11 protein-coding genes and 1 riboswitch are annotated in these 15,185 nt (G+C 30.6%); all 11 genes read left to right on the forward strand.

Annotation, left to right across the window (positions count from 1 at the left end):
- The first annotated feature begins 80 nt into the window (after positions 1 to 80).
- The 11 genes from BN2665_RS08235 to BN2665_RS08285 all read left to right on the forward strand — a co-directional run bounded on the left by BN2665_RS08235 (position 81) and on the right by BN2665_RS08285 (position 15,185).
- Complete coding sequence (locus BN2665_RS08235) at positions 81 to 1,004, forward strand: ABC transporter ATP-binding protein (protein ID WP_055666639.1); 924 nt, start codon at positions 81 to 83, stop codon at positions 1,002 to 1,004.
- Positions 997 to 1,686 carry an ABC transporter permease gene (locus BN2665_RS08240; protein ID WP_055666640.1) on the forward strand — a complete coding sequence of 230 codons (690 nt, stop codon included), beginning with the start codon at positions 997 to 999 and terminating at the stop codon, positions 1,684 to 1,686. Before BN2665_RS08235 ends, BN2665_RS08240 begins: the two co-directional genes overlap by 8 nt.
- 35 nt (positions 1,687 to 1,721) lie before the next feature.
- The gene (locus BN2665_RS08245; RefSeq protein ID WP_055666641.1) at positions 1,722 to 1,973 is read left to right on the forward strand and encodes a TetR/AcrR family transcriptional regulator; all 252 of its coding nucleotides are present in this window, start codon (positions 1,722 to 1,724) and stop codon (positions 1,971 to 1,973) included.
- A 223-nt stretch (positions 1,974 to 2,196) separates the two neighbouring features.
- The gene (locus tag BN2665_RS08250) at positions 2,197 to 2,736 is read left to right on the forward strand and encodes an AAA family ATPase (protein WP_055666642.1); all 540 of its coding nucleotides are present in this window, start codon (positions 2,197 to 2,199) and stop codon (positions 2,734 to 2,736) included.
- 91 nt (positions 2,737 to 2,827) lie between these two features.
- Positions 2,828 to 3,139, forward strand: coding sequence for a hypothetical protein (locus BN2665_RS08255; protein WP_055666643.1), 312 nt, complete (start codon positions 2,828 to 2,830; stop codon positions 3,137 to 3,139).
- A 320-nt stretch (positions 3,140 to 3,459) separates the two neighbouring features.
- On the forward strand, positions 3,460 to 6,006 hold the full coding sequence (locus BN2665_RS08260; RefSeq protein WP_055666644.1) for a GH39 family glycosyl hydrolase: 2,547 nt from the start codon (positions 3,460 to 3,462) through the stop codon (positions 6,004 to 6,006).
- 161 nt (positions 6,007 to 6,167) lie between these two features.
- Positions 6,168 to 6,250: riboswitch (cyclic di-GMP riboswitch) on the forward strand.
- A gap of 51 nt (positions 6,251 to 6,301) precedes the next feature.
- Positions 6,302 to 11,011, forward strand: a complete 4,710-nt coding sequence (locus BN2665_RS08265) for a SpaA isopeptide-forming pilin-related protein (protein WP_055666645.1) — start codon at positions 6,302 to 6,304, stop codon at positions 11,009 to 11,011.
- Between the two features lie 281 nt (positions 11,012 to 11,292).
- Entirely contained in the window at positions 11,293 to 12,558 is a 1,266-nt protein-coding gene (locus tag BN2665_RS08270) for a PTS sugar transporter subunit IIC (RefSeq protein ID WP_055666646.1), read from the forward strand.
- Positions 12,559 to 12,614: 56 nt separating this feature from the next.
- Positions 12,615 to 14,543: a BglG family transcription antiterminator gene (locus BN2665_RS08275; RefSeq protein WP_055666647.1), complete on the forward strand. Its 1,929-nt coding sequence runs from the start codon at positions 12,615 to 12,617 to the stop codon at positions 14,541 to 14,543.
- 14 nt (positions 14,544 to 14,557) lie between these two features.
- Positions 14,558 to 14,857 (forward strand): PTS sugar transporter subunit IIB, encoded by a 300-nt coding sequence (locus tag BN2665_RS08280; protein ID WP_055666648.1) that lies wholly within the window; start codon positions 14,558 to 14,560, stop codon positions 14,855 to 14,857.
- Positions 14,844 to 15,185: a PTS sugar transporter subunit IIA gene (locus BN2665_RS08285; protein WP_242865923.1), complete on the forward strand. Its 342-nt coding sequence runs from the start codon at positions 14,844 to 14,846 to the stop codon at positions 15,183 to 15,185. Before BN2665_RS08280 ends, BN2665_RS08285 begins: the two co-directional genes overlap by 14 nt.

The following is a 15,185-nucleotide window of genomic DNA, read 5'->3' on the forward strand; positions in this document are numbered from 1 at the left end:
GTAAGCTTTAGTTAAAGTAAAAGAAAAGATCAAGTTTTATAATAAGAATATAGAAATATTTACGGAGGAGATAGATTGTGATGTCATATATAGCTAGAATAAGTAATTTAACAAAAACCTTTAATGATAAAGAAGTGATATCTAATGTAAACATGAATATAAAGAAAGGAGAAATATATGGATTTTTGGGACCTAATGGAGCAGGAAAGACCACTATTATGAAAATGATGACAAACCTTATTAAACCAACCGGTGGAGAAATTGAAATGTTTGGTGAAAAACTAACTGATAGCTCCTATGAGGTTTTAAAAAGAATAGGTTCAATTATTGAATATCCAATATTTTATCAAAAGCTTACTGCTAGAGAAAATTTAGAGCTTCATTGTGAGTACATGGGTTACTACGATGCAAAGGCTATAGATAAAGCTTTAGAGCTTGTTAATTTGAAAGATATTAATTCTAAAGCAGTTAAGGAATTTTCTTTAGGGATGAAACAAAGGCTTGGTATAGCAAGAGCTATAGTGACGAAGCCGGAACTGTTAATATTAGATGAGCCTATTAACGGACTAGATCCAATAGGAATTAAAGAAATTAGAAACCTATTTAAAATGTTGTGTAAGGAATATGGAATGACAATGTTGATTTCCACTCATATATTGGGAGAAATTGAACAGATCGCAGATACAATAGGAGTTATAAATAAGGGAAGATTGTTAGAGGAAGTTTCTATGAATGTCATAAGAGAGAAGACTACAGATTATATAGAGATAGTGACGATGGATTATAAAAAAACAGCTTATGTTTTAGAAAATCACCTTAATATATCAAATTTTAGAGTTATAGATAATGATATTATAAGAATATATGAAGAGAAAGTATCACAAACCGATATATCTAAAACATTAATATTAAATGATGTGGCAATTGAATCTATAAACAGGAAAAATAGTTCTTTAGAGGATTATTTCATGAATTTGTTGAATGGAGAGGTTACGAATGCTTAAATTAATAAAACTAGAAATGAAAAAAATAAAAATGAGGGGATATATAAAAGGAGCCTTTTTTTCTGCTATAGGTATATTAACTATGTTATTTGTATTTATGTTTATAGATAAAATTGAAGGCTTAAAGGTATTAACGGATTATAAGGAGGCTTTTTTAGTAATTGATGTCATGGTGCGAGTTACCTTTGTAATTTTTGCCTCTGTGCTTATATCAAGGCTCATAATAAATGAATATAAAGACAACACTATTTCAATATTATTCACTTATCCTATAAATAGAAAAAAGTTAATTATGTCAAAGCTATTAATTGTTTTAGTATTTACATTCTTGGCTATAATCATATCGAATATTTTTATAGGTAGTATATTAGTAATTATAGATTCTGTTTATAATATAATTCCGGGCAACTTAACTATGGATATTATCAATAAGAATTTGTTAAGAATCATTACCAACGCTTTATCTTCTTCAGGTATGAGTCTGATACCTTTATATTTTGGTATGAGGAAGAAGTCAGCTTCTGCTACAATAGTATCTTCAATATTAATAGCCACTGTTATTAATTCAAATAATATTGGTTTTTCTTTAAGCTCTATTATAGCAATACCTATTAGTCTTGCAATTTTAGGTGTACTTGTTGCTTATCTATCTATAAGGAATATTGAGAAGGTTGATATATAATATGGTAAAATAAATAAGACTGGGGGGAACATTTTATGAGTGAAAATACTAAAGGCGAAAAATCTAAGGAAAATTTAATTGAATGTGCAGCTAGATTATTCTTAGAAAAAGGTTATAATGCAACTGGCATAAATGATATTTTAAATAGTGCAGGCTTATCCAAAGGATCCTTTTATTTTTATTTTGAGAGCAAGAAAGATTTAGCTATGGGTGTTGCAGAGTACTATATACGTAATTATCAAGAGAAATTTAATAAGAGTTTAGCAAATCAGTTATATTTTTTATGATAGCAAAATAAAACTACATAGAATTTCTTAGTGCCCATTAAAATACATAAAATCATATAGTAAGAATACAAAGAGATAAGTAGAATAAATGTTAAAATTTAAGTATTTATTAGAAAAATTCTTGACAATGCCATAATGTCAAGCATTATAGAATGCTTATAATTTAAATTATAAGCATTCTTGAAGTGAGGAAATATTCACATAAAAGGAGGAGATAATTATTATGACTCTTAAAAATGGGATTTATATTATAACAGGAATAATGGCTTCAGGAAAATCTACAATTGCACAGATGTTAGCAGAACATTTTGATAAGGGAGTTCATGTACATGGAGACATATTCCGCAAGATGATAGTCAATGGAAACATTGATATGACTCCGGATTATTCTCAAAGCGCCTTAGAGCAATTGATGCTTCGTTACAAAATGGCAGCAAAAGTAGCTGATATGTATTATAAAGCTGGATTTTCCGTTGTTGTGCAAGATACTTATTTAGGGAAAGAGGTTCACTCTTTTCTTCAGGCATTCGAATCCAAGCCAATTTACTTTATTACCCTAAATCCAAAAGTTGATGCAGTTATTAAAAGGGAGAAAAAGCGTAATAAAACAGGATATACAACCTGGGAGGTTGAACCTCTTTATGAAGTGCTGATAAATGAAAATCCAAGAAAAGGACTTTGGATAGATTCAACAGATATGACTGCGAAAGAAACTCTAGCAGAGATTATTAAACGTGCAGAAGCTGAAGCTCGTATTGCATAAGTAACTATTTATAAGAAAAGAGTTCTTCGTAGGAAGATTTTAAATGTTATTCTAACTTAGTTTATAATGAAAAATAAAGGAGGATTCATAGATGACTGTCCAATGGCTAGTCTTAGGTATTATTGCAGCTTTTATAGCATTTTCCTATATGAGGCATTATGGTTTTAAAACAAGAGTAGTATCAATAGTCGTACTTCTTATAATGTCTTTGTTTTTTGTACTTCCCATATTTCCCTTTTCAATTCTCAAGCTTTTAGGGTTGTTTTTATTTGAAAGGCTGTGGATTTTGCTAGCACTGATTTTATTTATTGAGTCAGTGACGAAGAAAAATAATAGGACATTACTGATTATTATTGCAGTTATTTCTATAGTTGTATACTTTTATCTTCGCACTATGATTTAGTTTTATTCTTAAGATTCATATATAGCTTGATTCAAATTAAAAGATTGAATAACAAAAATCAGGAAATAAGCACATGCCATTTGTCATGTGCTTATTTTTTAACTTTAATTTTTAAATATAGTCTCTAAAATCTTATCCATATAATATAAAATTTGTAGAAAAGGAACAGTCATAATGGTACAATATAGTAAGTTAATTTTTAACATAAGGGTGATAGATTGGGCACGGCAATGAAGATATATATGCCATAGATAGTAGAATAAATAATTTGAAAAAGCTACAAATTTGTCGCTGAAGTGTTACTAATAGGGGGGAGAGTTATGAGTTACAAATATGAATTTGTAATGGGGGAGGAAGCACTTCCTGTAAAGACTATTATACATAGTGTTAATGAACTTGATTTGCACTGGCACAATAAAATTGAAATTATCTTTGTATTAGAGGGAAGTGTCAATGTTAACATAGGTAAAGAAATATATCTTCTTCAAGAAAGTGATTTAATTTTAGTTAACACTAATGAACTTCACAGTACCAGAAAAACTAAGGATAAAAACGTACTACTGGCGGTGCAAATAGATCCGGAATTTTATAAACTCTGTTTTCCAAAATTTAAAAGCATGAGATTTCATTGTAAATGTTTTTCTCAAGAAGGTTACATAAGAGGCAAATTTGATATTATTAGGCATTATATTGCTAATATTACTTGGTGCTTAAATAAAAAAAATAAAGGTTATGAGTTAATTATTGGTAGTTATTTACATTTATTAGGAGAGTATTTGATTAATAATTTTCATTATGATGTAATAGAGAATAAAAACCAGGAGATTACTGATAAGGATCTTATTAGAATTAAAAATATAATAGATTATGCCAATGAGAATATGGGTAGAGACGTTACCTTAAAGGAAATTGCGGAAAAACAGCATCTCAATTATCATTTTTTATCCCACTTTATTAAGGATAAAATTGGTATGTCCTTTCAAGATTATCTAAATAGCATAAGATTGAATAATGCAGTAAGTATGATTGTAAATAGTGATGACACTATAGGAAACATAGCTTATGTTAGCGGCTTTCCTAGTATAAATTCTTTTAATAGACTTTTTAAAAGAGAGTACAACTGTTCTCCAACAGAATATAGAGATGGGTTATTAAGTTCTAGCCATAAAAGTATTAAATCCAATAAGGACAATAAGAAGGTTGGAACTTACTTAGATGTGGATAGAAATGCTGCTTTTAAAAAGCTATATTGCTATCTATCAGCGCCCAGCACAGAAAGTAAAGAAGAGTATAACAATGAAGGTAATATAGATAGAATTTTTGTAGATGCAAAATATGAAGGGGAGAGCTTTAAACATTATTGGAAGAAGCTTGCAACCTTTGGTAGAGCTTCGGAAGGATTAAGAAATAACCTTCAAGAACAACTTAAAGAGATGCAGAGAGATATAGGCTTTGAATACATAAGATTCCATGGAATATTTATGGATGAGATGATGATATACAATGTGTCAGAAGATGGAAAAATACAATATAACTGGAGCTATGTGGACGAGCTTTTTGATTTCTTTAAGGGAGTTAATATAAAACCTTTTATAGAACTGGGTTTTATGCCCAACGAATTAAAGAGTTCAGAGGATACAGTTTTCTGGTGGAAAGCTAATATTTCTCCTCCAAGGCATATAAATTTATGGACTGATTTAGTGAAAGCGTTTATAAAACACTGTATAAACAGATATGGATTAGAAGAAGTAGAAACATGGTATTTTGAGGTTTGGAATGAGCCTGAATATGAATATTATTTCTGGGCTGGGAGTAAAGAAGAATATTTTGAATTTTATAAAGAAACTGCAGTAGCAATTAAATCTATTTCAGAAAAGTTAAAAGTTGGAGGACCATCAATAACTCATGGAGCTATATTAGGAAGTAATTGGTTAGAAGATTTTTTACGCTTCTGTAATAAAAATATAGTTTCATTAGATTTTTTATCTGTACATATATATCCAGAGTACGTTTCTTTAGAAGGAGTAGAGGAAAATATTCTTCAGAATAGAGATTATAAAAATACATCAAAAATAATATCCCAAATTAAGAAAATCTATTATGATAAAAATCATACCTTTAATACTTTAAAGTCTGTGAATAATAAACTAAGAGAAGTATTTAATAATGATATTGAAATTCATGTAACTGAGTGGAATGCTTCATCACTAAATGGAAATTTAATTCATGATACAAGTTACGTAGCAACCTTCATTATAAAAAATGTTTTGCAATGCACAGGAGTTACTAATTCTTTAGGCTATTGGACTTTTACTGACTTAATTGAAGAAAATAAATTAGGCATTTCATCATTTCATGGAGGATTTGGCCTTATCAACAAAGATGGATTAAAAAAATCATCCTATTACGCATATTATTTATTATCTAAGCTAGGAGACAGGATTATTGAACAAGGAGAAGATTATATAGTAACTAAGAAGGCTGAAAGTATACAGATATTAGCATATAATTATGCATATTTTGATGATTTGTTCTTACATGGTGATATCTCTGCTTTAAATCATAGAGAGAGATATTCAATATATGAAGCAAAAGCATTAAAAGAAATAGAGCTTAGTATAACTGGCCTTAATGGATATTACAAAATAACAAAATATAAACTAAACAGAGAAAATGGTTCTGTATTTGATAACTGGATAGAATTAGGGGCTCCAGAAAATATGCATGAAGAGGAACTTCAATATTTAAAAGGAAAGACTCAACCTAAGATTGAGATAAAAGAATTAAAATTACAAGGTGAATACATAGAGAGAATGAGTATACCAGTTCATGGAATAGAGCTAATAATATTAGAAAAGAGAATTTAAATTTTTTTTGAATAATATATTCCAATTTCAAGGTTAAAAACTAAATATAGCAAATATTAGTATATATTTAAGCAAAAAGTAGGTAGACAGGTATTATATAGATAGATATACTTATTAACAGGTAATATTAAAAAAGAATAAATATTACCTGTTAATATGAATTTTATCAAGGAGACATTGAAGTATATACTAATTTGGGCACTTTGTATATACAGAGTCAGTAGTGCAACCGACCTTTATTAAATTAAGGTCGGTTTTTTTGTTGCTAAAAACAATAATGAAAGGAGTTTTTTTTATGAGTAAGAAAATATACAAAACTAAACGAAGGAAGAAATTATCCATTTTTGTGGCATTAATTGCTGTGTTTTTTCAACTTTTTTCTATTTTCCCTGCTGTGTCAGTTAAATCTGCAGACATTACAAACAGCTTTCCGTTTATAACCGAAGTGACTTTAACCGATGGTAAGGGTAAAGCAATAAATGAGTCATCAAATCCTATAAGCAAGAATGCTGAAGTCAATATAAACTATAAATTTGCAATACCAAACAAGGGAACAGTAAAAAATGGTGATACTTATACTATGCAGATACCAAAGGAAATACAAATAATAAAAAAGCTAGATTTTCCTATTACCCTTGATAATGGTGATACTATTGCAAATGTTACCATAGGCATTGATGGAAAGGTTAATATTACCTTTAATGAATTTGCCGAAAGCAATTCTAATGTTTCAGGGTACTTTTATGTAAATACTCAATTTGATCCTGATAAGATAGGTGGACCTAATCCAATACCTATCAAATTTGAGATTGGAGGTAACTCTTCACCGGTTATAATTAATGTAAACTTTGAGCAACCTGCAATCCCTGATGCTTCTGTTATGAAGAGTGGAAGTTATGATTCTTCTAAGAATGAGATCACTTGGAAGGTGATAGTAAATCCAGAGAATGTTAAGGTTAATAACGCTCAAATTGTAGACAACATTTCAGAGGGACAAGAGTTTATATCAGGATCTGTTAAAATAAATGGAGTCAATGCTCAGCCATCAGAATATAACTATGATGGCAGTAGTAAAAAATTAACTTATAATTTTCCAACTGCAATAGAAAAAGAGCAAATAATTACCTTCAAGACTAAAGTAATAAATCCTAAGGCTTTTGAAAAAGAAGGAACTACAGTATACGAGTATAATAAAGCAATATTCAATCATGATGGAACTACTGTAGTTTCAAATGAGGCATCAGTTAAGATTGTTACAGATTTTATTAGAAAAGACGGAAAGTATGATGCAGCAGCCAAGAGAATTAATTGGACTATCTATGTAAACAATAATGCTCAAAGCATTCCTAATGCTGTAGTTACAGACGATATACCTGCTGGATTAACTTTCACACCAGATAGCGTTAAAATAGATGGGAATTCAACTAACGATAATTATACTCTAAATGGACAAACATTCACCTATACTTTCCCAACGGCTATCAATGAGCCTCATAAAATTGAGTTTTCAACAGATGTAACTGATGAAGATGCATTTAATTCTAATACAGTAAAAACCTATAATAATAAAGTAACTCTAACAGGTGATGGGGTACCAGGTGATGCTTCAGACAATAAAGGCGTTGGAGTGCCTACTAGCATTATTTATAAAGAAGGAGCAGGCTACAATGCAGCCACAGGAGAGATTACTTGGAAAGTTACTGTAAACAATAATAAGATAGCTATAAAGGATACAGTGGTTACTGATGATATAAGAATAGGACAAGAATACGTAGAAGGTTCTGCTAAGATAGATAAAGATACTCCTGGAGGAAACTTTAACTATGTGAAAGCGGCAGATGGTGACACACAAAAAGCTGGAACATTGACCTATACCTTTAGTGGTGATATTAATGAAACCTATGTAATAACCTTTAGAACAAAAGTAACAGACACTAATGTCTATGCAGGAAATAGAAATGCAAACTACTATAACGTTGCTAAACTATCAGGGAGTAATATTAAAGAATCTACCTATCAAGGCACACAAAATGTTCAGAGCCAAGTCATAAATAAGACTAGCGAGGATTATAACTATGTTACAAGAGAAATTACTTGGAGGGTTATAGTTAACAAGAACAAAATGATCCTTCCAAATGCTTATGTTACAGATATTATAAAAGAAGGACAAGAATTTGTTTCAAATTCCGTTATGCTTAATGGAAGCGCTGCAGAGACATCAAATTACGTATATGATGAGGCTACTAAAACCTTAAGATATAATTTCCCTAGTGAAATTAAAGATGAGCAAGTAATAACTTTTAAAACTAAAATAACCGATACTTCCATATTTAACACAAACGGAGAAAAGGAAATTAAAAATACTGCAAAGTTAATAACAGATTTAGTGCCTGGAGGTGTAGAAAGTACAGGTACAGGAAAGATAAAAAGTACTTTAATAGATAAAAAAGCTGATTATACAAGAGGCAATTCTTATATTGATTGGAATGTAACCATTAATTCCAATAAGATACTAATTAAGGATGCTGTTTTAACAGATACCCTTCAAGAAGGGCTTGAGCTTGATACCACCTCTGTAAAATTGTACAAGCAGACTTTAAAATTAAATGGAAGTCTAGAAAAAGGGGAAGAGGTTGCTCTAGATCAAAACAGTGTAAAATACAATGCTGCAACAAGAGAGTTTACCTTTACATTACCCTCTATGACAGAGGAGGCTTATATTTTAACTTTTAGAACTGATGTGGTAGATAAGAAAAAGTCACCTTTTAATAACTCTATATCTTTTAAGGGAACAGGAATAACAGAATCATCAGATTCTACTAAGGTTGATGTTATATTCCAAGGTGCTGGTGGCGGTGGAGTTGGTGAAACTGGCAGCATTAAGGTTATAAAAGTTAGCAGTAGTAATGAGAATATCAAGCTAGAAGGAGCTGTATTTGAACTTCTTGATAGGTATCAAAATGTTATAAGAACGTCAGATCCAACGGGGACAAGTGGAGAGGCAATATTCAATAAATTAAAGTTTGATATAGATTACTATGTTAGAGAAAAGATTGCTCCTACAGGCTATGTTCTAAGTAATGAATTGTATAAATTCCAACTTAAAAATACTAAAGATGAAAAGAATATAATTTATAATTATAAGAATGAAAGCATTATAGGTGAAATTGAATTCGCTAAAAATGGGGAGAACAATAATCCTCTTAAAGGAGCAGAATTTACCCTTTATAAGCTTTCAGATACTACCTATGCAAATCCATTAGCTACAGCTATAAGTGATGAAAGTGGAAAAGTACAATTTAAAAATGTAGAATATGGAGAATATTTTATAAAGGAAACAAAAGCCCCAGAAGGATATAATCCTTCAGGTGAAATATTAAAGGCTTCTATTGCTGAAAACGGAAAAGTGGTACCAGCAAATCCATATAGTATTTCCAACACAAAAATAAGAGGAAATATAGAATTTATTAAATTAGGGGAGTACAAAGAACTATTACAAGGAGCAGAGTTTAAGCTTTACAAGGACACAGATACAAGCTATAGCAACCCTGTAGCTACAGCTATAAGTGATAAAAATGGAAAAGTAGAGTTTAAGAATATAGAGTATGGTAAGTATAATATTAAAGAAACAAAAGCCCCATCAGGATATTATCTTTCCTATGAAGTATTAACTGCTAATATAACCCAAAATGGTATTACTGTAAAAACAAATCCTGAAAGTATTTCCAACAGAATAATTACAGAAAGTAATGTAATTACAGGAAGTATAGAATTTACTAAATTGGGGGAAGACAAAAAGCCATTACAAGGAGCAGAATTTAAGCTTTACAGAGAAACAGATACGAGTTATAGAAACCCCGTAGCTACAGCTATAAGTGATAAAAGCGGAAAAGTAGAGTTTAAGAATATAGAGTATGGTAAGTACACTATTAAAGAAACAAAAGCACCAGAAGGATATCTTATTTCAGCTGAGGTATTAACTGCTAATATAACTGGAAATGGTGTTACAGTAAAAGCAAACCCTGAAAGCATTTCCAATAAAAAAATTATAGGAAATATAGAATTTACTAAATTAGGGGAGTACAAAGAGCCATTGCAAGGAGCGGAATTTAAGCTTTACAAAGAAACAGACACAAGCTATAACAACCCTATAGCTACAGCTACAAGTGATAAAAGCGGAAAAGTAGAGTTTAAGAATATAGAGTATGGTAAGTACACTATTAAAGAAACAAAGGCACCAGCAGGATATGTTCTTTCAAAGGAAGTATTAACTGCTAATGTAGCTGGAAATGGTGTTACAGTAAAAGCAAACCCTGAAAGCATTTCTAATACAAAAATTAGAGGTTCTGTTCAAGTGAAAAAGTTAGATGAAAATAAGAAACCTCTTAAAGGTGCTGAATTTACATTATACGATGCAGAAGGTAAAGTAATTAAAACTTCTATGTCAGGAATAGATGGAGTTCTATTATTTGAAGATCTTGCATATGGAGAATACACTATAAAAGAAACAAAAGTTCCTGAAGGATATTCAGCTTCAGAAGGTGCTATAAAGGTATTTGTGGATAAACATGAAGAATTGTACATTTATGAGGTAGTAAATAACAGAATTAAGGGTGTAATTGTAATTAATAAGACTGATATGAATGGAAGAGCGCTTCAAGGAGCAGAGTTTACTTTATATGATAGAGATGGCAAAGAAGTAGCTGCAGCAGTTTCTGATAACAATGGAGTTGTAACCTTTAATGGTGTGGATTATGGTAATTACACAATTAAAGAAACCAAGGCTCCTAAGGGATATATTCTAGGTAAAGGACAACTAGAAGTTAAAGTTAAATCTCCGGAAACTCAAAAGTTTACTGTTAAGAACGAAGCTGAAAAGTTTATAGATAGTATAATTGATCTTCTTCCTAAGACAGGTAGTTTATTTGACTATAAAGCAATAATTATAATTGGAGCATTAACAATCCTAAGCGGTGTAGGATTATTCCTAAAAAGAAATAGATAGAAATATCATAAAGTAAAGCATACATTATTTTAAAGGCTATGAAGAAAGCTATTTTAGCTTAAACTTCATAGCCTTTTTACAAACATTTTTTTATCTATAAGTAATCCGGTATTCTAATTTTTATATGCACATAAATAAAAAATAATGGCTAGTAACTAAACCTTTTCCTAAGTGTTAGGAAAAAGATTATTTGCTGAGCAAGCATTATTTTTTTATACTTAACTTAAATGATAAATTTGTCGACATTAATTTATTGTTAAACGGTTGCAAGGAGGAAAACTATGAGTACATCAAAGCTACAAACATCTTTATCAAAGTGGCTTATGCCAATAGCAAATAAGGTTGAACAGCAAAAACACTTACAAGCAATTAAAGACGGTATGATTGCAATTATCCCAATTATAATTATAGGTTCATTGTGCATATTACCGATAGCTTTTATGAATTTATTCCAAAGCGGTCCAATTCATCAGTTTTTTGCAGGTATTTCAGGTTACTTTACTTATCCTGAAAAATTTACAAATGGTTTTTTATCTGTATATGCAGCATATTTTATTGCAGAAGCGCTAGCTAAAAAATATGAAATGAAAGCCACTCAAATAGGAATAACCTCAATAGTTGTACATTTAATATTAAGTGGTGTAATTATTGAAAAGGGTATTGGAAATGGATTTCTTGGAGCAGAAGGTTTGTTTACAAGTATCGTTTCAGCAATATTAACTGTAGAAGTTACAAGGTTCATGATAAATAAAAAGATGATAGTTAAACTACCTGATAGCGTTCCAATAATGGTTGCAGACAGCTTTTCAAGTTTGCTTCCCCTAATTGTAAATGCTATAATCGCTACAGTAATTGGAGCAATCTCTATTAATGTTTCTGGAAAGGTATTTCCCGAGCTAGTAATGAGCTTGTTAGCCCCTGCTATTAGTTCAATGGACACACTACCAGCATTATTAATTGTAATTTTCCTTACTCAATTATTATGGTTCTTTGGATTACATGGGCCAGCAATTACTTCAGCAGTATGGGCACCTTTTGCAATAAAGTACGCAGCAGATAATGTAGCTGCTTATGCTGCAGGAGGAGAAGTTACTCACTTTTTCACATTTGGTCTCTATTACAACATTTTACAGGTAACAGGATCAGGACTAACCTTAGGATTAGTTATATTAATGATGAGATCTAGAGCTAAGAGCTTAAATGCCATAGGTAAGGTTTCGATTGTTCCATCGCTATTTGGAATCAACGAGCCAGTAATCTTTGGAACACCTATTATTTTAAATCCATTGATGTTTATACCCTTTGTGTTTGGACCCTTATTAGTAACGGCTTTAACTTATTTCTCAATGACCTCAGGATTAGTTGGTATGCCAATAGCAAATCCACCAGGATTTTTACCTCCAGGAGTTGGAGCATTCTTAATGACATTAGATTGGAAGGCAGTTGTATTAGTATTCACTAACTTAATCTTAATGACTGTTATATACTACCCATTCTTTAAAGCAATGGAAGCAGATGAACTAAAAAAGGAACAACAAAATGTTTAATAATTAAAAAATCAATAAACGTTTTATAAAATATACATGGAATGATGGTGATAGGCATGTATACAAAACGACAGATGAAGATACTTCAATTAATATTAAAAAATACACAAGGAATTACTGGCACTAAAATTGCAGAAGATTTGGAGGTCTCCGTAAGAACTATACGCAATGATATAGTGGCCATTAATGATAGCTTAAAAAAGGAAAACCTTACTATAAGCTCTTCAAAAAAATTTGGATATTTTATTAAGAGTGATGCTATAGAGCCTTTAAAGCAGCTGATATATTCAAATGAAGAAAGGGAATATAGTTGTGCTGCTGAAGAAAATCGTCATTTGAGGATTTTGAGTAAGGTAATATTTGAAGGTAAACAACATTGTGCGGATTTAGCTGAGATGTTGTTTGTTTCAGAGCAAACAGTATATAAGGAAATAAATAAATTGAAAAAAGTTTTGAAATCTCAATATAACTGCAGCTTAATCAAATTTAGTAGCGACTTTGTGTGGATTGATGTATCCGAGGAAGAAATAAGACAGCTTTTATTTAAGATACTGAAGAATTTTGTGTTAATAAATCATTATAGTTATCTTAATGAAATGCAGATTCTGCTTAATGATAATTTTGATATACAAGAGTTTAATATTATAAACTCAAAAATCAAGCAGCATTTTGCCAGACAAAAGGTAACAATTGATGATCAATCGCTTTCTATGATTGTAGGGGCTATTTATATAGTGATAATTCGAAATCGGTATGGCTTTAGAATACAAAATAGCTACGGTGAAACAGTAAATGATGAGGTTTCTTTACTAATAAGAAGTTTAATGGAAATGGGATTAGAAATAATAGAAAATGACTTAGGATGCCTAAATAGCTTTTTATGGACCATTAAGCTTACTTCACATTCAACTAAAAAAGATAAGGTCAGCGTGTTAGTAGACACAATTATGAGTGAATTTTGTAGAGAAGTTATGAACACTTACAATATAAATCTTAAGGAAAGTGAACAGCTTATTGATAATATGAAAGTTCATATTGAGTATATGCTTCGAAGGTTGGATAACGATTATCAGCTTACCAATCCAATTATCAATGAGGTGAAAAAGAAATATCCTTTTTCCTATGAAATAGCAATGCTAATGGTTCATATTGTTTATAAATACAAGAATAAATATCCCATTGATGATGAAATCTCTTATATAGCCATTTATATTGAATACTTTCTAGAGAAGGTTAACACTAAATTAAAAGCAGTAATAGTTAGCAGTTCAAGATTAGGTTTTACAAACATAATAAAAAATTGGATACACAATAATTTTTATAATCAAGTTGAGGTCGTAGAATGCATGCCTATGCATCTTATAGATGATTATTTAAAAGAAAATAAAATAGATTTAATGATCTTTACAAGTCAAATTGATATTACATTGCCTATACCACACTATGTAATTGAAGGAATTCCTGATAAGAACGATGCAATTCTAGTGAACAACATGGTATATAAAATAAAAATAAGTCACAAATATGAGAGTATCATAAAAAAGATGTTCAGCAATGAGTTTATTAATATATATGATAAAAGTTACAGCTTTGATGAAATCATAGGGGAGATGGGAAGGCAATTAAAGAGGCATGAAAGGATAGAAGATGACAGGGAATATGTTGAGGATGTTTTACAAAGAGAACAAAACTATCCAACTGCTATTGGAAGTTCTTTTATGATTCCTCATCCGCTTACTACTTTTGCTCTGAAAACAACGGTAAGCGTTGCGTTGATGAAAAAACCTATAATCCATAATGATAAGGAAATTAAAATGATTTTTTTATTAGCTATTGAGAATAAAATTGATGATGATGTAAGTTCATTATTTCAATTTTTTAAGCAAATAGCATTGAATAAGGAAGCTTTTAATAAATTGGCAGAAGTGTCAGAGAAAGATGAGTTTTTATCACAGTTAATTTACTTATCGAAAAATCTACTTTAGGAAGGAGAAATACTATGAAAATATTACTTGTATGTAACGCTGGAATGTCCAGCTCAATATTAGTTAAGAAAATTAAAGATGCCGCTGCACAAAAAGGAATGGATGTAGTGGTTGAGGCAAAATCAAACAATGGAATTAGCTCTGAAAAAGGAAAATGGGATGTGTGCATGGTTGGACCACAAATCATATATGCAGTTGAACAAATTAAACATATCCTTGGGATTCCAGTAGCCGCAGTTGAACCAAGAACCTATGCCATGGCAGATGGAGCAAAAGCTCTAGAACAAGCAGTGAAGATGTTTGAAGAGAAGTGATTCTATGGTAAATATAGAGAAGATTTCAGAAGTAGCAATGGAAATAATAACTTATGCTGGATTAGCTAAGTCAAATTATTTGATGGCGCTAAGAGAGTGTAAGCAAGGAAGAAAGGAAGAAGCTATAAATAAGCTTAATGAAGGCTCGAAGGAATTTGTAAAGGCTCATGAATGCCATGGAAAAGTACTTTTAGATGAGATGCAAACCTTAGAACCGCAAGTAAGTCTGCTTCTTGTTCACGCAGAAGATCAATTAATGAGCGCAGAAACAATTAAAATTTTAGTAGAAGAATTAATAGAATTGTATAAAGAAAGAAGAGGGATTTAG

The organism is Desnuesiella massiliensis (assembly GCF_001403615.1).
Lineage (GTDB): Bacteria > Bacillota > Clostridia > Clostridiales > Clostridiaceae > Desnuesiella > Desnuesiella massiliensis.